Here is a 21,617-nt window from a genome sequence, read left to right on the forward strand (position 1 = left end):
CGGCTCCGGGAAGGGCTGCGGGTGGTCGGGGCCCGGGCCCGGGGTGGGGCTCGGCTTCACCGGGTCGGGGATCGGATGCGTCATGGTGTCCTCCAGCCAGTCGTACGTCGGCCCTGGACTTGTCCCACGCTACCCGGCCCCCGCACGCCCACTCACCCCGTCGCGCGAGGGATGCGGGCCAGGTGGGCCTACTGGACGTGCGCCACCCTGCCCGGCCGACCGTCCCGCGCCGCTTCGGCCCCGGCGGCCAGCCCCAGGCGGGGGCTGGACAGAACCGGGGTCGAGGTCACGGCCAGCTGCTGGGCCGGAGTCATGGACGCCTGGGCGAGGATGATCGCGTCGGCGTCGGTGACCGCGTCGGCGGCGGCCGCCACGACGTGGGCGGAGCCGTCGATGTCGCCCGCTTCGAAAAGCGCCCATGCGCCCTCGACCAGCACCGTACGGACGTCGACCGGGCGCCCGGCGCTCCGGGCCTCCTCCTCGACGAGAGCGACGGTCGGCTCCAGGGTGCTCTCCACCGTCGCGAGAACGACGACGCGCGGGCCCAGGGCCACCGCGGCGGCGGCCATCGGGCGGTCCACTCGGAGCACGGGCACCGCCCCGGCGCCGGCCCGCTCCGCCACATCGCCGATGGTCGAGCAGGTGCACAGCACGGCCCCGGCCCCCTCCGCGACGGCCTGGTCGAGCAGCGCCCGTACCTCGTCGGCCACCGCTTCGGGACCCTCGCGCCGGGCCCGGGCCAGCAGCTCCTCGACGACCACGTGCCGCAGTTCCAGCCCCGGGTGGTCCTCGTCGCGCAGCGTGTCGAAGACGGGAACGTGCAAAGGCGAGGTGTGCAGCAGGGCGAGCGGTCCGCGCCGGGACATCACCGGCAGGCTCTCCGTCATCAGAAACGCCCCGGGTGCGCCTTGAGCCACTCCACCGCCGCTTCCAGCAGCCGCGGGTCGGCCGCCGGCGCCTCCTCGGGGTGGCGTGCCGCCCACTTCACGACGTACGGGCACAGCGGGGCGACCACGATGCCCTCGCGCGCGGCGATGGCGTACAGCTCACGGGCGAGAGAACCCGCGATGCCCTGGCCCTCGTGCTCGGGTTCCACGATGGTGTGCACGGGGACGAGGGCGCGGGCGGGCGCTTCGAGGACGAAGTACGCGATGTGGCCGACGACTTCCTCCCCGGCGAACGCCTCCAGGCGACCGCCCGCCCGGTCGTCGCGGATCTCTGTGTCACTCATGAACAACTCCTCGGGTCGTCAGGTCCGCCGCGTCCTCGGCCGCCGTCGGTCGGGGTTCAGACGGTGACCGCCTGCGGGCTGCGCTCCTGGTCCGAGCCCGGTACCGGCTCGGACGGATCGGCGCCGAGGGCCACGATCCGGTTGTCGTGGTCCACGTGCACGACCCGCGGCCGCAGCGCCCGCGCCTCGGCATCGGAGACCTGAGCGTAACTGATGATGATCACCAGATCTCCGGGATGGACGAGATGGGCCGCCGCCCCGTTGATGCCGATGACTCCGGAGCCGCGCTCGCCCTCGATGACGTACGTCTCCAGGCGGGCGCCGTTGCTGATGTCGACGATGTGGACGAGTTCGCCCGGCAGCAGATCGGCGGCGTCGAGCAGGTCGGCGTCGATGGTGACGGACCCGACGTAGTGCAGGTCGGCCTGGGTGACCGTGGCACGGTGGATCTTGGACTTGAACATGGTGCGCAGCATGGAGGTACTCCCGGACATAGGCTCCCTGCCTGCGTTTTTGCAGGTCAAGGGCTGTTTCCTCACCTTATCCACAACGACGGCGACCAGCCTACGCACCCGCCTTCACTGGCCTCCGTGACCTTCGCCACTGCCATCCTGCACGGTTCAGTTGTCTGCGCTGGCGGGACCGCCCTGCAGCCACGGCTCCCCCCCGAGGAAACGCGCTCCATCCCCAAGCAGCGACTGAGCCGTCAACCGACCGAGTCTCTGCTCATGGACACCGCAGAGGTCGCTGCGTTGCTTCACATGTCCAGGAGCCGGGTCTACAAGGAAGCCTCCACGACTTTTCCAGCGCTTGACTCGCGGTGCAGCACGACCTTGAGCGCCCCGGTGTCGGTGCCGTGGGAGAAGACCTCGTAGGCCTCCTCCATCCGGTCGAGGCCGAAGGTGTGGGTGACGAGCGGGGAGACGCGCAGGCGTCCGGACGTCACCAGGTCGAGCATCCAGGGAATGGAGGAAGTGTCGACCTGACCGGTGCTGATCGTCACGTTCTTGCGCCACAGTGCCTCGAGGTGGAGCGTGGCCGGCTTGCCGTGCATGCCGATGTTGGCGATGCGCCCGCCCGGCCGCACAACCCGGGTGCAGAGGACGAAGCTGTCGGGATCTCCTGCGGCCTCGATGACCACGTCGGCGCCGAGCCCCTCGGCCAGATCGGCGATCAGCCGCCCGGGCAGCTCGGCGGCGTCGGCACCCAGGCGGGTGGCTGCTTCCAGCCGGGAAGGAGACAGGTCCACCGCGATGATTCTGCGGGGCGAGTAGATCCGCGCGGTGATAACCGCCGCAAGCCCCACGGGCCCGGCACCCACCACGACCACGGTGTCCCCGGATTCCACGTGTCCGTTCCGCACCCCGACCTCGTAGGCGGTGGGGAGGAGTTCGGCGAGCAGGACGGCGTCATCGAGCGCCAGGGTGCCGGGCCGCCGGTGGGTGGAATGGTCGGCGAAGGGCACCCGCACGAACTCGGCTTGTGTCCCGTTGATCAGATTTCCCAGAATCCATCCGCCCCCGCCGCGGCACTGTCCGTACATGCTGTCCTGGCAGAACCGGCAGCGGCCGCAAGCCGAGACGGACGGCACGATCACCTGCTCCCCCGCGCGGACGGAGTGAACCTCGCGGCCGACGTCCACTACTTCGCCGACGGCCTCGTGGCCGAGGACCGTCCCTGGCTTCACCTCGGGGAGCTCTCCGCGCACGATGTGCAGGTCAGTACCGCAGACGGTGGTGGCATCGACCCGCACGATCACGTCGGTCGGATCCTCGATCACCGGATCCGTGACCGTGTCCCAGGAGGTCTGTTCGGGGCCGTGGTAGACGAATGCTCGCATGGTGCTCCCTCGGCTGCCCCCTTCCACCGTCGCCCGCGAAGGACTACCGGGCAACAGGGACTGTCGGGCTCTTTCGAGGGCAGCAGCCGCTCAGGTCGTCCGGGCCCTCCTGAGGAGGCCGTCCACTCCGGCACACAGGTCGCCGCCGCATGGTCGCAGTTCGCCTCCTAATCCGGCTCCATGTAGGGGCGGCGAAAGACCGGGGCCTGGTCGGTGGCGTAAGGGCGTACGGCTGTCATCGCCCGGACGACCGCGGCCTCCAGGGGGCCGCTCGTGTCGACGACGACGGCTTCCGGCCATGGCGGTTCCGTGGCCGCCATGGCGGCGGCCACGTCCAGGCCGGCGTCGGATGCCCCGACCGTGCGGGTGGTCAGGCGGGTGGCCGACACATCGCCCGGAACCTGGCAGTGCAGGGCCACCAGGTCGGCGCTGGCGTGTTCGGCCATGCGCAGGGCGGCTTCACGCTGTCCCGCATTGGACCAGGTGGCATCCAGGACGACGGACTCACCACAGGACAGCAGGGCGGATGCGCGGTCGAGCAGGGCCGCGTAGGTCTTGTTGGTCCACTCCGGCGTGTACAGGCCTTCGCCATAGCCGGCGGGCGCGGGCTCCTCGGCCGGGATGCCCGCCAGCTCCTTGCGGAGACGGTCGCTGCTGAGCAGTGTGACTCCCAGGCGGTCGGCCAGTGCGCCGGAGAGCGTGGACTTCCCGCTGCCCGGGAGCCCGCCGACGAGCGTCAGGCCGACAGCGGACGTACGCAGGTGGCGCAGGGTGGTTGTGATCAGTCGGCGTGCCGCAGCCTGCGCGCCCGGCGCGCCCTGGCGTGACTGGATCAGCGCGACCTTGGCACGGACGAACGCGCGGTAGGCGACGTAGTGGTGACGAAGAGAGGGCGGTGCCGGGTCGCCGGAGTACTCGCTGTACTCGGCGAGGAAGAACGCCGCGGCTTCCGGGACGCCCAGCTGTTCCAGGTCCATGGCGAGGAAGGCGGCATCGTCGAGGCCGTCGACATAGCGCAGCCGGTCGTCGAACTCCAGACAGTCCAGGACGCGGGGGCCGTCGTCGAGACAGAAGATGTCGTCGGCGAGCAGGTCGCCGTGGCCGTCGACCACCCGCCCCTGCTCGATGCGCATGTCGAAAAGCTGCTTGCGGCCGGCGAGATAGCCGCGCACCAGCCGCTCGATCTCCTCCACGCCGTCGGGCGCGAGGCCTTCGTCGGCCAGCGCGCGGGCCTGCGCGAAGCTCGCCTCCCACCGCGACGACAGAGCATCCCGCGTCCCCTGCTCGTCCACATCCCGGCTGCGGGACGTCTCGGCGTGACGGGTGGCGAGCAGCCGGGCGACAGCCCGCAGGGCATCGTCAACGGCCCTGCCTTCTCTCACCAGCCGGGAGAGGCGGCGCTCCGCCGGCATACGGCGCATCACGACGACGGGTTCGGGCGTATCCGTGTCCGGGCTGTGGAATTCCCCCAGCCCGAGGTAGACGTCGGGGGCGAAGCGACGGTTGAGGGCGACTTCCCGCTCGCACGTGGCCCGGCGAGCCGCCACGGCGGTGTAGTCCAGGAACTTCAGGTCAACCGGTTTCTTGATCTTGTAGGCGCGATCCCCGACGAAGAACACCACCGCGGTATGGGTCTCACGTACCTCCGCACGCGGGAGCGGCGGAGTCTGTGGGGCAGCGCTGTGCCGAAGGACGGACGCCTCGGTCCGATACGCCGGCGTCATCGGCTCCCCGTCGCGGCTCAGCTCAGTCATGGGGGACGACGGCGACAGGGCAGCGCGCGTGGTGGGCGGCGGCCTGGGCTACGGGGCCCACGCGTGGTACCAGGCCGGGACGGTGCTTGCGTCGGCCGACGACCAGCAGCCCGGCGCCGTCGGCGGCCCGTACGACGGCCTTGGCGGGGCTTTCGAGAACGATGAGGTCGGCGACCTCGACGCCCGGGAACTTCTCGCGCCAGGGGCGGAGGGCCTGGCTCAGGTCCTTCTGTGCCTCATGCTTGATCTCTTCGGTGACGTCGTGGTCCACGCCCCAGGGAACGTAAGCGTTGACGGGCAGGCTCCGGCCATGGACGACCCGGAGGGGCACGCCCCGCGCCGCGGCGCTGCCGAAGGCGAATTCGAGCAGGTCGTCGCATGGGCCATGCAGTTTCAATGCCACCACTACGCTGCCCGCCGTACGTGGAGGGGGCAGTGGACCCGTTTCGTTGGTTTCGGCACGTACCAGGACCACCGGCCCCTCGGCCCGTGCCACAACGGCCATGCTGATGTCGCCCAGGAAATAGCTCCCGATGGCCCCCAGACCGCGCGAGCCGACCACGGTCATCTCGGACTCCGATGCCGCTTGCAGGAGTGCGTCCTGCGCGTCGTCGGCAACAAGATTGCCGACGATGGAGAGGCCCGGGTGTCGCGCCTGGAGCTCCGCCCGCGCGTTGTGCACGATGCGATTCGCCCAGTAGTTCTGATCCACCTCGGCGGGGATGCGGGTCTGTTCCGGCACCAGCAGGGGCCACGCATGCAGCAGACGCAGCGTGAGATTCCGCCGCTCGGCTTCGTCGGCTGCCCAATGGGCGGCGGCAAGGCTCTCGGGTGAGCCGTCGAGGCCCACGGTGACTGCTGACTCCATGGCGACTGCCTCCGTCGGTTGCTTCTCATCCGAGGAGTACCCGAAATCTTCTTGCGGCGCATGCGGACACCGGTGCGGCAGGGCTCGGGCCGGCGCAGGGTCCAGCCCAAGGAGGAGGTCTTGGACCAACGCCTTGAAAGCCGGCCTCCTCGTCGTGGAGGCCCGCAGGCGACGTGGGTACGGGCTCGTACCGGGCTCGTACCCTCGTGATCCGTACATACCTGACCAGCGGCCGGGCCCGGAGGTTGGGCCCGGAGGCTGGGCCCGGCGCACTGTCACGCGCCCTGCGGCACGATCGCCACCGGGCAGTCCGCGTGATGCAGCAGGGTGTGCCCCACTGGGCCGAGCTGAAAGCCGAAGTGGCTGTGCCTGCGCTGGGCCCCGATGACCACAAGGTCCGCGGCGGCGGAGCGGTGCAGGAGCACGTTGCGGGCCGGCCCTTCGACCGTCGTCCAGTGGACCCGGACACCCGGATGGTCTGCCACCGCGTCGTGGAGCACGGCGTCGAGCAGGACCGATGCCCGCTCCTCGTGATGGTGCTCCGGTTCGTCGGCGAGCCGGGGATGGTCAGTCGTCTCGTACGAGGGGCAGCGCCAGGCACGTACGACATCGAGCGTGCACTTGCGCGCCTCGGCCTCGCGGAAGGCGAACCGCACCGCCTCCACACCGGTGGAAGGGTCTCCCGCACCGAGCAGGATCCGCTCGTGGGTGCCCTCCAGTCCGGCCTTGTCGCCGCGGACCACGATCACCGGGCAATGGGCTCGAGCCGCCACCCCCAGGCCGACCGAGCCGAGGAGAAGGCCCTTGAGCTCGCCGCGGCCGCGTGATCCCGTCACGAGAGCCGTCGCACTGCCGCCTTCGCGCAGCAGCGCGGACACCGCCTCTTCAGGCAGTAGCTCGGCCGAGACCTTCACCTCCGGGTTCCGCCGTCGGGCGCGCTCCGCCGCGGATCCGACGATGTTCTCCGCCATCACCTGCTCAGAGGGACGTTCCCGGCTGCCCGGTAGCGCGGCGCTTTCGCAGCGCTTCCACAGTGACGCGTACACGAGCCGCAGCGGGAGACCGAGCCGGGCAGCTTCGTCCACTGCCCAGTCGATCGCAAGAAGGCTTGAATCCGATCCGTCGACACCTACGACCAGGGGCAGTTCCATCTTTCCCACCGCCTTTCGTCCGACTGCGGACCTAGCACAGCCGAGGGGGTTCACTGTCACCGTCGCACCGTCGGCCGGGGGGAAGTAGGGGCGGTTCGACCCTTGCCGGGGACGTTCGGCCCGTCCTGTCCCAGGCGGAGGGCCAGAGGACGGCCGCCCCCGGAGGAGCGAAGGGAGCCCGGGGACGCCCGCCTTCCCGGCTTCCGGTTCGGTTCAGACACCTCACCGGCCGACAGGAATACGGTGATCCGTGTCCGCCGGCCTCGACGGCGCTGCCGCTAGTGGCCTGCATACGCGAGGGCGCAGCAGCCGGACGGCGAGCGCGTCGAGCGCCGCCGCGGCGACGAACGTCACGCCCATGGCCACAACGAGCAGCACCGCAAACAGCTTCCAGAATTCTGGCGTGAGACTCGTACCCACTGTCCTCACTCCCTTCGAGTCGGCGTCGCTTCCTTCACTCTCAGCCAACTCCGATAGAGGACACGGCGCATGAGCCGAGCGGCTCGATCTGAGGTATGGAAGGGCCCTTGCGCCGCCGAAGCCCGCGCGCGGCGGCCTTGTGCACCGCGTCTGTCGAGCGGCTCACGGCTGCTGGTGTTCAGCACCGTTGATGTGAGGTGTGGATGTCAGCGGCTGAACATCTCCGGAGGCGGGCAGCGCTCCAGGGCATCGTGCGGGCGATCGGCCCAGCGCCACCAGGCGTGTCGGCTGGCGCAGTCCCGGACGACGCGACAGGTCCGCTTGCCGTCGTCCTCGACGAGCGGACGGCCCACGGCCGGACTGGTCGCCCGGGGGCCAGGTGCCCGCCTAGTCCGGCAGGTACGCGGCAGTCTCGGTGCGGCGTCCCCCTCCGCGCCGCCCGCCGACCTGCGTGTGCGCTCAAGGAGAGATACAAGTGAGGAAAGGAGCCGACGCGACGGGATGCGACGTTTCGCCGCCCTGCGGCCTCTGCTGTGTCTCCCCAGGACCCGAGAGTCTGGGGGGCAGGATGGGCGATGAATGGACATGGAGAACGCGAGCCCCCTCGGAAACGGCCTCGGTCAGCTTCCGGATCCGGTCACCTCGGCCACGGCAGTGGTCGACGCGCGGGGGACCGTGACGGGGTGGAGTACCGGCGCACACCGGTTGCTCGGGTATCCGTACGAGGACGTTGTAGGGCGTCCCGCGAAGCGTCTGCTCGGCTGGAACGCCGACGCCATGGGGGATTTCTCAGAGGTTCTCGACGAACGGAGCCGGACGACCCCGCTGCGACACCAGGACGGCCACCCCATGGAAGTCGAGCTGCGGGCGTACCCGTCACTCGACCACGAGGGCAACGCACAGTGGCTCGTCGTGGCCACGCCGCCACAGCAGACGCGTCCGCGTCAGGAGCCACATCCGTATGAGGGCGAGGCGACGACAGAGGAAGCCTTCGCGCAGTCCCACCTACCTGTGATGATCTACGACGCCGAGTTGCGGGCCCTGCGCGGGAGCGCCGGCGCGGCCCGCGAACTGGGCCTCACGGAGGGGCAGATACGCGGTCGGCGTGTCACCGACATCCTGCCTCCCCATATCTGCACCACGGTCGAAGAGGGCATGCGCCGGGTGTTCGAGACGGGAGAACCGGAGCTGTTTCAGGTGCATGGCCGACCGCGGCGCGGAGCCCACGACAGGTACTGGGCCGTCACCGTGTCCCCCCTCAGGAACCCGGCAGGACAGGTGCGACACGTGCAGCTCATCGCGCTCGACGTCACCGAACAGCACCGGTCCCGAGAGCGACTCGCCCTGCTGAACGACGTCAGCACACAGGTGGGCAGCACCCTCGACGTGGCGCACACGGCCCAGGAGATGGCCGACGTGGCGGTGGGCCGACTCGCCGACTTCATCAGTATCGACCTGCTGGACTCGCTGTTCCGCGGTGTCGAGCCCAGGCCTTCCGCCGAGGGCTCCGTCGCTCTGCGCCGCGCAGCGCAGCAGTCCGTCCTCCCCGGCATCCCCGAGTCGGTGATCCAGCCGGGAGATGTGGACTACTACCCAGAGTCCTCGCCCCCCGCCCGCTGCCTGGTCACGGGGCTGCCCTCGCTGCACCGCACCCTGGACGAAGCCATCGAGAGCTGGCAGACGGCCGACCCTCAGCGCGCAGTGAAGGTCCGCGCCTTCGGAATGCACTCCATCATGGTCGTCCCGCTGCGCGCCCGAGGCATCACGCTCGGGGTGGCCGTACTCGTCCGCCACCGGCGCCGGGAGCCCTTCGACGAGGACGATCTGCTCCTCGCGGAAGAGATCGCCGCACGCGCCGCCGTGGCCGTGGACAACGCCCGCCGCTTCACCCGCGAGCGGACCACCGCCCTGGCCCTGCAACGGAGTCTGCTTCCGCAGCGGCTCGCTGCCCAGGAGGCCGTGGAGGTTGCCTACCGCTACCTCCCGGCTCGTTCCCGGGCCGGGCTGGGCGGTGACTGGTTCGATGTGATCCCCCTGTCGGGCGCCCGGGTCGCCCTGGTGGTCGGAGACGTAGTGGGCCATGGTCTGCGCGCCTCCGCCACCATGGGGCGGCTGCGGACCGCGGTACGCACTTTGGCGGACGTCGACCTGCCTCCCGAGGAGCTCCTCGTCCACCTGGACGACTTGGTCACCCACCTCAGGACGGAGGAGGGCACCGCCACGGATTCGGAGCTCGAGATCGTCACTGATCTCGTCGCCACCTGTCTGTACCTGGTCTACGACCCGGTCTCGCGCCGCTGCACCGCCGCCGGGGCAGGCCATCCCCCGCCCGCCGTGGTGACGCCCGACGGCACGGCGGAGTTCATCGACCTGCCTGTCGGCCCTCCACTGGGAATGGGCGGACTTCCTTTCGAAGCGGTCGAATGGGAGGTGCCCCAAGACACCCTGCTCGCGCTGTACACGGACGGCCTCGTCGAGGTCCCCGAGCACGACCTCGGCAAGGGCATGGCGCTGCTGCGCCGACGCCTGGAACGGCCCGCTCGCTCGCTGGAGGCCCTCTGCGACGACCTGGTCCAAACCCTGCTCCCCGCGCAGCCGTCGGACGATGTCGCCCTGCTCATCGCGCGCACCCGGGCCCTCGATACGGGTCGGGTCGCCACCTGGGATCTGCCTCCCGACCCGGCCGCCGTGGCGGGCGCACGGGGCGAGGTCTCCCGTCTCCTGGCGAACTGGGGACTGGACGAGGTCGCCTTCACCGCCGAGCTGGTGGTGAGCGAGCTGGTCACCAACGCGATCCGCTACGGCGGCCCTCCCATTCAGCTGCGCCTTATCCGCGACACCGTGCTCATCTGCGAGGTCTCCGACGGCAGCAGCACCGCCCCGCACATGCGGCGAGCCCGCATCTTCGACGAAGGCGGGCGCGGCCTGTTGCTCGTCGCCCAGTTCGCCGATCGGTGGGGCACGCGCCACCTGCCCGGAGGGAAGTCGATCTGGGCGGAGATCGGCATTCAGAACGAGCGATCGTGACGGCGCCCGACCGCCTGCACCCGCCGTCCGCCCTGCCTCGCCATCCCGCCCGGAACGGTCATGGCAGGCAGATCTGGGTCCCGTTGCCGTGGGTAATGACGAGGTCGTTCTCATGGGCGAGAGCCGCGAGGGCCGTGACGGCTCGGTCGATGTGGGCCCGCTGGGTCTGCGCGTCGGGGCGTTCGCACCGTGCAGCAGGGCGTTGCCGCCAAGGGCGACGACGATGCGCGTGAATCGGTCCTCCAGGGTGGCCACGAGCACGGCCTTGCTGGTGTGCAGCCCGTGCTCAGCCCGGTTGCGGAGCTCTCCGCCCGGTCGAGGACGACGCGCCCCGTGGACGGGGTCCGCGGCTCGCGGTTGACCGGGACTAGAGGTCCACTCCGTTCTCAGGGCTGGAGATCCACCCCATAGACCGTGCGCCCACCGACGAGTTCACAGCCGGTGACCAGTTCGGATTCGATGTGTATGAAGACCTCCTTCGGTGAGGCCACCCAGGAGCTTGGACCGGTCCGCGACAACCGACCGTGCTCGACGGGGTCGGTCACCACCGTGGCGCGGCCGGTGACGACGACACTCCAGCCGGAGTGCGCCGCGGCATCGACGACATCCGCTTCGAAGGCGACGACCACACCGTCGATTGCTTCGGCCAGTTCCGAGTCCGCCAAAGTGCGCAGCAGTACTGCGAAATCGTTGTCCAGGCAGAAGTTGACCGGCAGGACCGCGGGCAAGGCGTGGCGCGTGTGAACGATGCGGCCGACGGGTGCCGTGGCCAGCAGGCCCAGACACTCATGCCGATCGAGTTCACGGAAACCGTCTTGGGGATACATAACCGGATTCAACTTTCACGCCGTAGAGCCGCACGCTTTTCATCCTGCGCGGCGGAGAAGTTCAGGGGCGAGGGCCCATCGGTCCAGCACGGCTGGAAAGTGGCCCCCAGCGACCTCGACGTTTGGCACGGAACCATCAGCGCACCACGATCCGGCGCCCGGTGGTGCTGAGGGGATCGACACTCACCCACATGTCGCGTTCGCCGCCCGCCCAAGGACCGCTGTACGCGAGCGCCTTCAGCCGACGCACGGTGTCGGGGTCCGTCACGGCCCGGGCGCGGCCGCGTACCAGCACACTCCAGCCCTGGCTGAGTGGCTCGTCGATGTGGTCGACCTCGAAGGCGACGTCGGTTCCGACGGCCGTCGCGGGCGTCGCGTCGGGTGCCGTCCGGAAGGTGATCGCACCGTCGACGACGGTGTAGTTCAGAGGCGCGACGAAAGGACCGTCGGGGGTGTCCATCGCGAGCCTTCCGACGCCGTGCGTCGACAGCCGTGCCTGGCACTCCTCGGCGCTCATTTCGATCAGCTCGGGGCGGCGGGCGGCCTGGCCCATTCCGGGTGGCAGGTCGGCGTCGCCGCCGTGCAGGGCTGCCACGCTGGTCTGCAGGACGTCGGCGAGTCGGATGAGAACGCTGACGCCCGGCATCGCGTTGGGCTGTTCCTCCAGGTACTGGATGTAGCCGACGGCCGTGCCCGCCCTGTCGGCCACTTCCTCCCGGGTCAGGCCGAGCTCCCCTCGTCGCGTGGCGATGCGGCGCCCGGTGTCGCCCCGCGCGCTGCTCGCCTTTGTAGCCCCCGGATTCAGCGGTGTCTGTTCGGACATGGCCCGTCACTTCTTCCTGTCAGGACGTCCTCACCGTCAGGGCGTCGTGCTGCGGCCCACCGAGAACGACCTTGAGCGCGCCGGTGTCGGCGGCCCGTGAGAAGACGTCGTACGCCTCCTCCATGGCGCCCAGCGGGAAGGTGTGGGTGACCAGGGACGACGCCGGCAGGCGGCCGGCGGCCATCATGCACAGCAGGGTCGGAGTGGAGTGGGTGTCGACCAGGCCGGTGGTGATCGTCACGTTCTTGATCCACAGGTCTTCGAGGTGCAAGGTCGCGGGCTTTCCGTGCACGCCGACGTTGGCAACGTGCCCACCTGGCCGCACCATGCGCGTACACATCTCGAAGCTCTCCGGCACCCCGACCGCTTCGATGACCACGTCGGCTCCGAGGCCCTGCGTGAGGTCGGCGACCAGCTGCTCGGCCTCCTCGCCGGCCACTGCCACGGCGTCGGCGCCGAGGTGCTTGGCGGCGTCCAGCCGGGCCGGGGCGAGGTCCACGGCGATGATCATCTCGGGGGTGTAGAACCGCGCCGTGGTGATCGCGGCGAGCCCGATGGGCCCTGCTCCGACCACGGCGACGGTGTCACCGGGCCGCACACATCCATTGAGCACACCTATCTCGTACGCGGTGGGGAAGATGTCGGCCAACAGGACGGCGTCCTTGCTGTCCACCGCGCCGGGCAGAAGATGCGTGGACAGGTCCGCATGGGGCACACGAACGTACTCGGCCTGGGTGCCGTTGATCAGATGGCCGAGGATCCAGCCCCCGCCGTCGCGGCACTGCCCGTACGTGCTTTCCCGGCAGAACCGGCAGCGGCCGCACGCCGTGATGCACGAGACCAGGACACGGTCACCGGGGCGGACCGTGCGGACGTCGCCGCCCACCTCGACGATCTCCCCGACGGCTTCGTGCCCGAGCACCGTCCCCGGGCGTACCTCCGGCACATCGCCCTTGAGGATGTGCAGGTCCGTCCCGCAGATGGTCACCGCGTCGACGCGGACGATCGCATCAGTGGCGTCCTGGATGCCGGGGTCCGCCACGTCCTCCCATGCGGCCTTTCCGGAGCCGTGAAAAACAAGTGCCTTCATGACGATCCCTTCTTGGGCCTTGGGATGCTTGGGCCTTCCGGGTGCCAGTCGTGAAGGACGCCAGCGAGTAGGCGGCCCCCACGCTCAGCCACCCGTTCCCCGTCGGAACCGTCGGCTCCGACGAAGGTGGGACGCCGCTTGGCGGCCCCTCCTCGAACAGAGTGACCTCCCATTTCCACCCTGACCGTGACAGACGGTGTCCGCATGGGCCGGTCGGTCCCCATCGCGGGTCCGGGCGGGACCGTTCAGACCGACCGATCGCTGAACCGAATGTGCTGGAGCCGGTGGTCCCCCGTCGGATCCCGGCGCATCCGCCCTGCTCGGTACGGTGGCCAGCCACCCTTTGCGGACCAGTGCCGAACGGCCCGCCGCCGAACGAAAGTGTGCCCGGACGGCCCCGCGATGCCGTCCGATCGGCCCCTGCCACCGCTCCGGCTCAGGTGTCACCTTCCTGTTTGTGAGGACGAGGAGGTGCAGCCCGATGCCCGAGGCACGGCGTACGAAGCGTCCGAGGCAACTGTTGTGGCGGTGGCGGAACAATCCCTTGCGACGGCACGACGACGTCGTCGAGGCCTGGATCATGCTGGTCGTCTGGGCGGCCATCGCGCTGGGCGGCGCCCTGATCGGCGCGGTGACGGCCCACGCAACCGATGAATCCCTCGCACAACTGCGCCATGACCGGCACACGGTCGGAGCCGTCCTCGCCGAGAGCACGGCCCGGGCGGTGTCGACAGGGGACGGCACGAGGAACGGCCATGTCCGAGCGAAGGTCCGCTGGACGGCGTCGGACGGTTCCCTCCGGTCCGGCCGGGCCCTGGTGGACTCCGGGCAGAAGGCCGGATCGAACGTCCTGATCTGGGTGAACAGCAAGGGACAGGTCACCACCGAGCCGCCGACGGCCTCGGCGGCGGCCACCGAGGCGGCCATGTTCGGCGCCGGGGCCGCGCTCGCCTTCGGTGGTCTGGTCTTCGCCGCCGGACGCGTCGCACAGTGGCGACTCGACCAGCGGCGCTACGAGCAGTGGGACCGCGAGTGGGGCCAGGTCGGACCTCAGTGGGGGCGCCGGACCACCTGATCCGGGGCCGGTTGGGCCAAGGGGGGCCGACAGGCCTTCCGGTCCGGCCCACACAACCCTCGCGGCGTCGCACGGGCAACGGCCAGGCCGGCCACGAGCCCACCCTGGCAACTCATATGCCGAGGTGAAGGAGCTGATCTCGATGACGACCCTGGTGGGATTCCCGGACCGACCGGTCCAGGTGAACGCACGTCTCGACGCGCCGCTGTCCCGGTGGCTGTGGCTCGTGAAATGGATCCTCGCCATTCCGCACTACGTGGTGCTGTTCTTCCTCTGGATCGCCTTCACCGTGGTGTGCGTGATCGCGTTCTTCGCCATCCTGTTCACCGAGCGCTATCCACGCGCACTGTTCGACTTCAACCTCGGTGTGCTGCGCTGGAGCTGGCGGGTCGCCTACTACTCGTACGGCGCCCTGGGCACCGACACCTACCCGCCGTTCAGCCTGGGCGAGGAACCGGACTACCCCGCGCGGCTCGACGTCGCCTACCCGGAGCGGCTCTCCCGCGGTCTGGTGCTGGTGAAGTGGTGGCTCCTGGCCATCCCGCACTACATCGTCATCGGATTCTTCCTCGGCGGCGCCCATCTCGGCTGGTGGTACGGCGGACTCATCCTGGTGCTGACGATCATCGCCGCCGTGATCATGGCCTTCACCGAGGAATATCCGAAGGACCTGTACGACCTGGTCCTCGGCCTCAACCGGTGGGTGCTGCGGGTCGCCGCGTACACCTCCCTGATGACGGACCAGTACCCGCCGTTCCGCCTGGACATGGGCGGCTCGGAACCGAACACCCCGGAGGATCAGCCGTGATCACCGCGCTGGTGTCGGGATTCCTGGTCGTACACGGGCTGCTGCACCCGGCGCCTGGACGGCACCGGTACCGTCCGACAAGCCGCCTCCCTTCGACCCCGGACACTCGTGGGCCCTGACGGCGGCCCACGTCTCCACGGCACCTGTCAGGGCCGCGTCGTCGGCGCTCTCCTGGTACACCGCCCTGCTGTACGTCGTCGCTGGTGTCGGTGTGGCTGCGGGCAGCGACTGGTGGGCCGGCACCGCGATCGTCGCAGCCGCGAGTGGACTCGTCCTCAAGACGATCTGGTTCCACCCATGGCTCGCCGTCGGGATTCCGCTCGACATGGGGGTACCGCACACCGCACGGACCCCGACCCGCGTATCTGCCTCGCCCGCGGCTGGGTCGGCCCGGACGGCTTCCTGGACGCAGTGTCGTAGGTAAGAGCTATACGGCCCCGTGCACGGGGCCAGACGGCCCTGTGCCCGCGATCCGGCGCGAGCGACTGTGGAAACAACAGAGAACGTCGGCAGGACAGCGGGCTCCGCGCCTGCGGCCCCTGGAAACCTGGGGAAGTGAAAGCGATGTTCTGGTATGGCCACGACGGCGGCTGGGGCTGGTTCGCGATGTCGGTGAGCATGGTCCTGTTCTGGGCGGTGATCATCGGAGTCGGCGTGCTGCTCTTCCGGGCCCTGGGCCGCACCGCCGAGCACCCCTACACCCACACCCCGGCTGGGCCCTCGCCCGAGCAGCTGCTCGCCGAGCGGTTCGCCCGCGGCGAGATCGACGAGGAGGAGTACCAGCGGCGCCTTGCCACCCTGCGCGCCTCCCCACCCTCCACAAAACAGGGATGACACGTCGGCCACCACCCGAACCAAGGACGCCGTGATCGCCACAGCCGAGGAGGAGACGCCATAGTCATCCGTCCCACCGCCGTGCACCCGACCCACCGGCGCAGCATCAACGTCACCCCCTGCTGAGCGCGTCGGCCGCGTCGGCCTCGGCCTCGGCCTCGCCGGGATCATCGTCAGCCTCGTCCTGCTCCCCAGCGCGGCCTCGACCGTCGAAGTGCCCTTCGCGGACCGCGAGTCGATCGCCCTCGGCGTCGGCTCCGCATCCCAGCCCTCCGCTTCACCGGTCGCGGCGCGGAGCCGGTCGTGGAACTCGCCGACCAGCCCCTGCCTCCGCCAGCGGGTGAAGACCTGGTGCACCGCCTTCCACGGCGGGTAATCCGTAGGCGATGTAGGCCACTTCACGCCGTTGTCCGCCACGTATCGGATCGCGTCGAGCATGTGCCTGCGGCAGTAGAAGGGTCGCGCCCCGGTGACGGGTACGCGCCGGCGCCCGCCGGGGTACGGCGGGCGCCGGGTCGCTCCCTACGCGACGGCCTCTTCCGCGGCCGCGACATCGATCACGCCGGCGGTGTGCGCCGCGTCACCCGTCCCCGGCTTGGCGAACTGCGTCCGGTACAGCTCCGCGTACCGCCCGTCGGCCGCCAGCAGTTCCTCGTGGGTGCCCCGCTCGACGATCTGCCCCGCCTCGACGACGAGGATCACGTCGGCCGCCCGCACGGTGGACAGCCGGTGGGCAATCACCACGGCGGTCCGCCCTTCCAGCGCCTCGGTGAGCGCCTCCTGGACGGCCGCCTCGGAGGTGTTGTCGAGGTGGGCGGTGGCCTCGTCGAGGATGACGACGCGCTGGCGGGCGAGGAGCAGCCGGGCGATGGTCATGCGCTGGCGCTCGCCGCCGGAGAGCCGGTAGCCGCGCTCGCCGACCACGGTGCCCAGGCCGTCGGGCAGGGAGCGCACGAGGTCTTCGAGACGGGCCCGGCGCAGTACGTCCCACAGTTCCTCCTCGGTCGCGGAGGGGCGGGCCAGCAGCAGGTTCGCCCGTACCGAGTCGTGGAAGAGGTGCCCGTCCTGGGTGACCATGCCGAGGGTCTCGCGCATCGACTCGGCGCTCAGATCGCGGACGTCGACGCCGCCGATGCGGACGGCGCCCTCGTCGGTGTCGTACAGCCGCGGCAGCAGCTGCGCGATGGTCGACTTGCCGGCGCCGGAGGAGCCGACGAGCGCGACGGTCTGGCCGGGTTCGGCGCGGAAGGAGACGCCCTGCAGGACCTCGGCACCGCCGCGGGTGTCCAGGGCGGCGACCTCCTCCAGCGAAGCGAGGGAGACCTTGTCGGCGGAGGGGTAGGCGAAACGGACGTCGTCGAACTCCACGGACGCCGGTCCTTCGGGCACCTTGCGGGCGTCCGGCTTCTCCTCGATGAGCGGTTTCAGGTCGAGCACCTCGAAGACGCGCTCGAAGCTGACCAGGGCGCTCATGACTTCGACGCGGGCCCCGGCGAGCGAGGTGAGCGGCGCGTACAGGCGGGTCAGCAGCAGCGCCAGCGAGACGACGGCGCCCGGCTCCAGAGTGCCGCGCAGCGCGTACCAGCCGCCGAGCCCGTACACGAGGGCGAGGGCCAGGGCCGACACCAGTGTCAGGGCGGTGATGAACGCGGACTGCGCCATCGCCGTACGCACCCCGATGTCCCGCACCCGCCGGGCCCGCGCCGCGAACTCGACGGACTCCTGCTCGGGCCGCCCGAAGAGCTTCACCAAGGTGGCGCCGGGTGCCGAGAAGCGCTCGGTCATCCGGGTGCCCATCGAGGCGTTGAGGTCGGCGGCCTCCCGCTGGAGCTTGGCCATCCGACTGCCCATCCGGCGGGCGGGAATCACGAACACCGGCAGCAGGACCAGCGCGAGCAGGGTGATCTGCCAGGACAGCGTGAGCATGACGGCGAGGGTGAGCAGCAGCGTCACGAGGTTGCTGACGACTCCGGACAGGGTGTTGCTGAAGGCGCGTTGGGCACCGATGACGTCGTTGTTGAGTCGACTGACCAGCGCGCCCGTACGAGTACGTGTGAAGAACGCGACCGGCATGCGCTGCACATGATCGAACACAGCCGTACGCAGATCGAGGATGAGTCCCTCGCCGAGCGTCGACGAAAGCCAGCGGGCAAGGATCCCGAGCGCCGCCTCGGCGAGCGCGATGACGGCGATGAGCACGGCAAGGCGGATGACGGTGCTCTCGTCGCCGCCGGACACGATGGCGTTCACGACGCGCCCCGCGAGCACCGGCGTCGCGACGGCGAGCAGCGCGGTCAGTACGCTGAGCACCACGAACTGCCCGATACGGCGGCGGTGTGGGCGGGCGAAGGCGGCGATGCGGCGCAGCGTCGCGCGGGCGAAGGGTCGGCGTTCCTGCTGCGCGTTCATGACACTGTGCAGCTGTGTCCAGGCTGTGGTCTCCATGCTCATAAGAGAGACGGTATGACCTCAAGCATTATTGAGGTCAATGACTACAGGAAGAAGTTGACGCGCTACGCAAAGAACTTGACGAAGCCGGACCCTCCCGCACCTTGCCCGGCGTGTCAGCCGCCGTCTCCGCTCCCGCAACCCCACGTTGGTGCGGTGTGGAAAACCTCTCCCGATGTGACCGCGGTACGACTCCCCCAGGGACTCCCCAGACGCTTCTCCCTCCGGCCTGCCGTCCGGCCGGCGCTGTGCCTGCTCCCGCTCGCCCTGGTCCTGGTGGTCGGGGTGCGCCACCGGTCCGTGCTCATGGAGGGCTTCGGCCATCTTGAGTCGGCGGAGTGGCCCTGGCTCGCGGCCGCGGTCCTCGCGACCTGCCTGACCTGGGTCGCGGCGGCCTTCACCCGCCAGGGCGCGGTGATGGAGCGGCTGCCCGCACGCCGGCTGCTCGCCACGCAGTTCGCGGCGGGCGCGGCCAACCATCTGCTGCCGACGGGCCTGGGCGCCAGCGCGGTCAATCTGCGGTTCATGACGGTGTGCGGCGTGCCGCTCGCCCGTTCGTCGGCCGCGCTCGCGCTGTACATGCTCGCGGAGTCGATCGCCCGGCTCGGCCTGCTGCTGGGCCTGCTCATCGCGTTCCCCGGGGCACTGCGGATCGGAAGCCTCCTTCCGGACGGTGCGATCGGCCCGCTGCTGCTCGGCGCCGGCCTGGTGCTGTGCGCGGCGGTGACGACGCTTCTTCTCGTGCGCCGGCTGCGTACGGCCGTCTTCTCCTTCCTGCGCACCGCGCTCGGCGAGGCGCGCTCCGTGCACTCCCGCCCGTCCCGCGCGCTCGCCCTGTGGGGCGGCTCGCTCGCCTTCCCGCTGCTCCAGGCGGCCGGGCTGGCCGCGGTGGGGCAGGCGTTGGGGCTGGCGGTGCCGCCCGCGCACATGGCGATCGCCTATCTGGCGGCGACGGCCGCGGTCGCGCTGGTGCCGACGCCGGGCGGGATCGGTTCGGTGGAGGCCGCGCTGGTCGTCGCGCTGGTCGCGGCGGGCGGTCCGGTGGCCGTGGCGACGGCGGTGGTGCTGGCGTACCGGATCATCACGGTGTGGCTGCCGCTGCTGCCGGGGGCGCTGACGCTCGGGGCGCTGGTCCGCTGGAAGGTGATCTGAGCCGACGTCAGGGTGGCGGCACTACCCCGGAGTAACCTCGGCGTACGCCAGCCAGCGGAAGGGGACAGCACGATGCCGGTCCGGATCGAACGTCAGGGATACGTCACCACGGTCGTCCTCTCGCGCCCCGAGGCCCGCAACGCGGTGGACGGGCCGACCGCCGCCGAACTCGCCGACGCCTTCCGGGAGTTCGACGCGGACGAGTCGGCCAGGGTCGCGGTGCTCTGGGGCGAGGGCGGCACGTTCTGCGCGGGCGCGGACCTCAAGGCGATCGGCACCGAGCGCGGCAACCAGGTCACCGAGGACGGCGACGGGCCGATGGGCCCCACCCGGCTGCGCCTGACCAAGCCGGTGATCGCGGCGGTCGCGGGGCACGCCGTGGCCGGGGGCCTGGAACTGGCGCTCTGGTGCGATCTGCGGGTCGCCGAGGAGGACGCCGTCTTCGGCGTCTTCTGCCGCCGCTGGGGCGTCCCGCTGATCGACGGCGGCACGGTACGGCTCCCCCGTCTCATCGGCACGAGCCGTGCGATGGACATGATCCTCACCGGCCGCCCGGTCCCCGCCCCCGAGGCGTACGGGATGGGCCTCGCCAACCGCCTCGTCCCGACCGGCCGCGCCCGCGCCGAGGCCGAGCGGCTCGCCGCCGAGATCGCCGGCTTCCCGCAGTCCTGCCTCCGCAGCGACCGCGCCTCCGTCCTCGACCAGGAGGGCCTGGTGGAAAAGGTCGCCCTGCGCACGGAACTCCACTACGGCATGGGCGTGTTGACCGAGAGCCTGGAGGGCGCCGCCCGCTTCGCGTCGGGAGCCGGGCGGCACGGTTCGTTCAGCGGGCTGTGACGCGGACGGGTCCGGCGGGCAGATGGCGGGGGCGTGCGGGAGCGGTCCCGGAACCGATGCCACCGCCGGTCATGACCCCGCTCCACGATCACCTCGTGCCGGCCCCTTGCGGGACGCACCCGACCGTCCATGAGCACATCCCGCGTCGGTGGCGGCCGTCAAGGGCGGGTCCGCGCAGGCCTGGTGACGGGTGGGCAGGCGCATGCGGCAGGATGAGCGGTCGCCCCGGACGACGAACATCCGTCCGGGTGTGATCGTGCGTTCCCGGATTCGAGCAGGTGGCAAGTGACGACACAGCACATCCGGCCCTCGGGCCTTCTCCACGGCCGCAACGGAGGTCACCGGTGAAGCGCTCCCTCACCCTGGACGATCTGATGGTCGCCGGGATCGCCGTCGCCGCGGGTCTCCTGGCGGCGTTCCTGCTGCGCATGCTGCTGCGCTGGCTGGGCAAGCACGCGCTGCGCACCCGCTGGAGCGGCGACGACGTGATCGTGGACGCGCTGCGCACCCTGGTGCCCTGGGCGGCGATCGCCGGCGGGATCGCGTCGGCGGCCGCGGTGCTTCCGCTGACCGCGCAGGTCGGGCGCAACGTCAACCGGTCGCTGACCGTTCTGCTCATCCTGGTGTCGACCATCACGGCGGCACGGGTGATCACCGGCCTGGTCCGGTCCGTCGCCCAGTCCCGGTCGGGCGTCGCCGCTTCGGCCACCATCTTCGTCAACATCACCCGCGTCCTGGTGCTGGCGATGGGCTTCCTCGTCATGCTGCAGACGCTGGGCATCTCGATAGCCCCGCTGCTGACGGCGTTGGGCGTGGGCGGTCTCGCGGTGGCCCTCGCTCTCCAGGACACCCTCGCCAACCTCTTCGCGGGCGTCCACATCCTCGCGTCGAAGACGATCCAGCCCGGCGACTACATCCGCCTCAGCAGCGGCGAGGAGGGCTACGTCGTCGACATCAACTGGCGCAACACCACGGTCCGTCAGCTCTCCAACAACCTGGTCATCATCCCCAACGCCCAGCTCTCGGGCACCAACATGACCAACTTCACCCGGCCCGAGCAGCAGATGACGCTCACGGTCCAGGCCGGCGTCGGCTACGACAGCGACCTGGAGCACGTCGAGCGGGTGACCAACGAGGTCGTCGCCGAGGTGATGACCGAGATCACCGGCGCCGTCCCGGACCACGAACCCGCCGTCCGCTTCCACACCTTCGGCGACTCCCGTATCGGCTTCACCGTGATCCTCGGCGTGGGCGAGTTCAGCGACCAGTACCGGATCAAGCACGAGTTCATCAAGCGTGTGCACAAGCGCTACCGGGAGGAGGGCATCCGGATTCCGGCGCCCACCCGGACGGTGGCGCTGCAGCCGGGAAGCGCTGCCGTCCCGCATCAGCGAGAGGGCAGTACACCGCTCTCGTAAGTCTGGTATTTCTG

The 21,617-nt window shown here is 70.4% G+C and carries 18 protein-coding genes and 2 pseudogenes; 7 read left to right on the forward strand and 13 right to left on the reverse strand.

Annotated features, from left to right (window positions below; translation table 11 throughout):
• Positions 1 to 188: 188 nt before the first annotated feature.
• The 7 genes from OIC96_RS04750 to OIC96_RS04780 all read right to left on the reverse strand — a co-directional run bounded on the left by OIC96_RS04750 (position 189) and on the right by OIC96_RS04780 (position 6,844).
• Positions 189 to 887: an aspartate/glutamate racemase family protein gene (locus OIC96_RS04750; RefSeq protein WP_330309132.1), complete on the reverse strand. Its 699-nt coding sequence runs from the start codon at positions 885 to 887 to the stop codon at positions 189 to 191.
• Positions 887 to 1,231 carry a GNAT family N-acetyltransferase gene (locus OIC96_RS04755; protein WP_330309131.1) on the reverse strand — a complete coding sequence of 115 codons (345 nt, stop codon included), beginning with the start codon at positions 1,229 to 1,231 and terminating at the stop codon, positions 887 to 889. The genes OIC96_RS04750 and OIC96_RS04755 overlap by 1 nt, the downstream gene beginning before the upstream one ends.
• Positions 1,232 to 1,287: 56 nt before the next feature.
• Positions 1,288 to 1,707 (reverse strand): aspartate 1-decarboxylase, encoded by a 420-nt coding sequence (gene panD, locus OIC96_RS04760; protein ID WP_327433801.1) that lies wholly within the window; start codon positions 1,705 to 1,707, stop codon positions 1,288 to 1,290.
• 302 nt (positions 1,708 to 2,009) lie between these two features.
• A complete protein-coding gene (locus OIC96_RS04765; RefSeq protein WP_330309130.1) occupies positions 2,010 to 3,071 on the reverse strand; it encodes an alcohol dehydrogenase catalytic domain-containing protein in 1,062 nt (353 codons plus the stop codon).
• 167 nt (positions 3,072 to 3,238) lie between these two features.
• Positions 3,239 to 4,825: a bifunctional aminoglycoside phosphotransferase/ATP-binding protein gene (locus tag OIC96_RS04770; RefSeq protein ID WP_330309129.1), complete on the reverse strand. Its 1,587-nt coding sequence runs from the start codon at positions 4,823 to 4,825 to the stop codon at positions 3,239 to 3,241.
• Positions 4,818 to 5,693 carry a universal stress protein gene (locus OIC96_RS04775; RefSeq protein ID WP_330309128.1) on the reverse strand — a complete coding sequence of 292 codons (876 nt, stop codon included), beginning with the start codon at positions 5,691 to 5,693 and terminating at the stop codon, positions 4,818 to 4,820. The genes OIC96_RS04770 and OIC96_RS04775 overlap by 8 nt, the downstream gene beginning before the upstream one ends.
• Before the next feature lie 275 nt (positions 5,694 to 5,968).
• Positions 5,969 to 6,844: a universal stress protein gene (locus OIC96_RS04780; protein ID WP_330309127.1), complete on the reverse strand. Its 876-nt coding sequence runs from the start codon at positions 6,842 to 6,844 to the stop codon at positions 5,969 to 5,971.
• 999 nt (positions 6,845 to 7,843) lie between these two features.
• Between OIC96_RS04780 and OIC96_RS04785 the strand changes: the two genes are divergently transcribed.
• On the forward strand, positions 7,844 to 10,291 hold the full coding sequence (locus OIC96_RS04785; protein ID WP_330309126.1) for a SpoIIE family protein phosphatase: 2,448 nt from the start codon (positions 7,844 to 7,846) through the stop codon (positions 10,289 to 10,291).
• 64 nt (positions 10,292 to 10,355) lie between these two features.
• Here the strand turns inward: OIC96_RS04785 and OIC96_RS04790 are convergent.
• From OIC96_RS04790 to OIC96_RS04805, 4 genes and pseudogenes are all read right to left on the reverse strand, one after another.
• A pseudogene (locus OIC96_RS04790) lies at positions 10,356 to 10,537 on the reverse strand (carbamate kinase); the annotation flags it as partial.
• Positions 10,538 to 10,677: 140 nt separating this feature from the next.
• Positions 10,678 to 11,118, reverse strand: coding sequence for a pyridoxamine 5'-phosphate oxidase family protein (locus OIC96_RS04795; protein ID WP_330309125.1), 441 nt, complete (start codon positions 11,116 to 11,118; stop codon positions 10,678 to 10,680).
• Between the two features lie 136 nt (positions 11,119 to 11,254).
• Complete coding sequence (locus OIC96_RS04800; protein ID WP_330309124.1) at positions 11,255 to 11,941, reverse strand: helix-turn-helix domain-containing protein; 687 nt, start codon at positions 11,939 to 11,941, stop codon at positions 11,255 to 11,257.
• A 19-nt stretch (positions 11,942 to 11,960) separates the two neighbouring features.
• Positions 11,961 to 13,031 carry a zinc-dependent alcohol dehydrogenase family protein gene (locus tag OIC96_RS04805; protein WP_330309123.1) on the reverse strand — a complete coding sequence of 357 codons (1,071 nt, stop codon included), beginning with the start codon at positions 13,029 to 13,031 and terminating at the stop codon, positions 11,961 to 11,963.
• Positions 13,032 to 13,512: 481 nt separating this feature from the next.
• Between OIC96_RS04805 and OIC96_RS04810 the strand changes: the two genes are divergently transcribed.
• The 3 genes from OIC96_RS04810 (at position 13,513) to OIC96_RS04820 (ending at position 15,748) form a co-directional block, all read left to right on the forward strand.
• Positions 13,513 to 14,106 carry an Rv1733c family protein gene (locus OIC96_RS04810; RefSeq protein ID WP_443058305.1) on the forward strand — a complete coding sequence of 198 codons (594 nt, stop codon included), beginning with the start codon at positions 13,513 to 13,515 and terminating at the stop codon, positions 14,104 to 14,106.
• 142 nt (positions 14,107 to 14,248) lie between these two features.
• Positions 14,249 to 14,914: a DUF4389 domain-containing protein gene (locus tag OIC96_RS04815; protein ID WP_330309121.1), complete on the forward strand. Its 666-nt coding sequence runs from the start codon at positions 14,249 to 14,251 to the stop codon at positions 14,912 to 14,914.
• Between the two features lie 564 nt (positions 14,915 to 15,478).
• The gene (locus OIC96_RS04820) at positions 15,479 to 15,748 is read left to right on the forward strand and encodes an SHOCT domain-containing protein (RefSeq protein WP_330309120.1); all 270 of its coding nucleotides are present in this window, start codon (positions 15,479 to 15,481) and stop codon (positions 15,746 to 15,748) included.
• 318 nt (positions 15,749 to 16,066) lie between these two features.
• Here the strand turns inward: OIC96_RS04820 and OIC96_RS49805 are convergent.
• Both OIC96_RS49805 and OIC96_RS04825 read right to left on the reverse strand, forming a co-directional pair.
• Positions 16,067 to 16,213, reverse strand: a pseudogene (locus OIC96_RS49805) (transposase); the annotation flags it as partial.
• A gap of 57 nt (positions 16,214 to 16,270) precedes the next feature.
• Positions 16,271 to 18,193 carry an ABC transporter ATP-binding protein gene (locus tag OIC96_RS04825; protein WP_330310385.1) on the reverse strand — a complete coding sequence of 641 codons (1,923 nt, stop codon included), beginning with the start codon at positions 18,191 to 18,193 and terminating at the stop codon, positions 16,271 to 16,273.
• Between the two features lie 180 nt (positions 18,194 to 18,373).
• Between OIC96_RS04825 and OIC96_RS04830 the strand changes: the two genes are divergently transcribed.
• From OIC96_RS04830 to OIC96_RS04840, 3 genes are all read left to right on the forward strand, one after another.
• Positions 18,374 to 19,348, forward strand: a complete 975-nt coding sequence (locus tag OIC96_RS04830; RefSeq protein ID WP_330309119.1) for a lysylphosphatidylglycerol synthase transmembrane domain-containing protein — start codon at positions 18,374 to 18,376, stop codon at positions 19,346 to 19,348.
• A gap of 72 nt (positions 19,349 to 19,420) precedes the next feature.
• Positions 19,421 to 20,185 (forward strand): crotonase/enoyl-CoA hydratase family protein, encoded by a 765-nt coding sequence (locus OIC96_RS04835; protein ID WP_330309118.1) that lies wholly within the window; start codon positions 19,421 to 19,423, stop codon positions 20,183 to 20,185.
• Between the two features lie 344 nt (positions 20,186 to 20,529).
• The gene (locus OIC96_RS04840) at positions 20,530 to 21,603 is read left to right on the forward strand and encodes a mechanosensitive ion channel family protein (RefSeq protein ID WP_330309117.1); all 1,074 of its coding nucleotides are present in this window, start codon (positions 20,530 to 20,532) and stop codon (positions 21,601 to 21,603) included.
• The last annotated feature ends 14 nt before the right edge of the window (positions 21,604 to 21,617 follow it).

The organism is Streptomyces sp. NBC_00775, assembly GCF_036347135.1.
Lineage (GTDB): Bacteria > Actinomycetota > Actinomycetes > Streptomycetales > Streptomycetaceae > Streptomyces > Streptomyces lutosisoli.